The sequence below is a fragment of the Streptomyces sp. NPDC101166 genome, assembly GCF_044768125.1.
In the GTDB taxonomy this organism is placed as follows: domain Bacteria; phylum Actinomycetota; class Actinomycetes; order Streptomycetales; family Streptomycetaceae; genus Streptomyces.
In genome coordinates, this window is sequence record NZ_JBIWPF010000299.1 from 1 (window position 1) to 1,095 (window position 1,095).

Consider the following 1,095-nt stretch of genomic DNA (forward strand, 5'->3'; position numbering starts at 1 on the left):
AGCTGACCTGCCAGTATGTGCGCGACCGCAAGGCTTTCGGCAAACCGATTGGCGCACTGCAGAACACCCGTTTCGTGCTCGCCGAGCTGGCCACCAAGACCACCGCGGTCCGGGTCTTCGTCGACCGCTGCATCGAACTGCTCAACAATCGCAAGTTGAGCGTCGAGGAGGCCGCCATGGCCAAGTGGTGGTCCACCGAGGAGCAGCTCGACCTGATCAACCGCTGCCTGCAGCTGCACGGCGGCTACGGCTACATGCGCGAGTACCCGATCGCCAAGGCCTACATGGACGCCCGCATCCAGACCATCTACGGCGGCACCACCGAGATCATGAAGGAGATCATCGGCCGCAGCCTGAAGCTGACCTGACCCGGGTGCCGGCCTCCGCGGAGAGCGACCGGAATGCGTTCCGCGTCAGTGGTTTCCGCGGTGGCCGGGCCGGATGCCGGGCGGCGACGCCCGGCACGGGAGACTCCTCCGATCCGGAGTGGGCCCGAGTGGTCCACCGGCCGACACGCGATGGGTTGCTCTAATGTTGCCCCCTCGTTGACGGGCTCTGTCAAAATGGTCCGGACCTTGTCTTATGGCTGGACTTTCGCCTCGTCAGCGCAGGCTCCGCGGTCGGTAGCTGGTGATGTTCCGGGGCGTCGGCAGAGCATCCTGGAGGAGCCGGGCGTATGCAGGGATCGCGGAGCGACCACCGGACCACCTACCGTGAGCTGGATCGGCGCTCGAATCAGCTGGCGCACTTGCTCATCGAATTGCGGGTCGTGCCCGACGCGGTGCTCGCGGTCGGTATGCCGTGCTCGCCGGAATGGGTGCTGGCGGTGTGGGCGGTCGCCAAGGCCGGAGCCGGTTGGCTGTCGGTGGATCCGGCCCAACCCTACGAGCGGAATCGGTTCGTGTGCGCGGATTCCGGTGTGCGCCTGGGTATCACGCTGGAACGATACGTCGACGAGTTGCCCTTCGAGGACATGTTCTGGGTGATCCTCGACGACCGGGCCGTCACGGGGCGGATCCGGCGGTATCCGGAGACCGGCTTCGGAATCACCAAGCGTCCATTTGCCCTGTTTGGGCATTCGAATCTGTCATGATC

Annotated in this window: 2 protein-coding genes; both read left to right on the forward strand. The window is 65.4% G+C overall.

All coding sequences use genetic code 11. The features are described 5' to 3' along the window. Positions 1–368, forward strand: a 368-nt coding sequence (locus tag ACIRS4_RS38595; RefSeq protein WP_404204997.1) for an acyl-CoA dehydrogenase family protein, incomplete at its 5' end; no start/stop codon positions are given. A 308-nt stretch (positions 369–676) separates the two neighbouring features. Then, positions 677–1,093, forward strand: coding sequence for an AMP-binding protein (locus ACIRS4_RS38600; RefSeq protein WP_404204999.1), 417 nt, complete (start codon positions 677–679; stop codon positions 1,091–1,093). Positions 1,094–1,095: the final 2 nt, after the last annotated feature.

What these genes read in the sequence shown, in the direction of transcription:
- ACIRS4_RS38600 (WP_404204999.1), top strand. Translation starts at nt 677, where the DNA reads ATGCAGGGATCGCGGAGCGACCACCGGACCACCTACCGTGAGCTGGAT.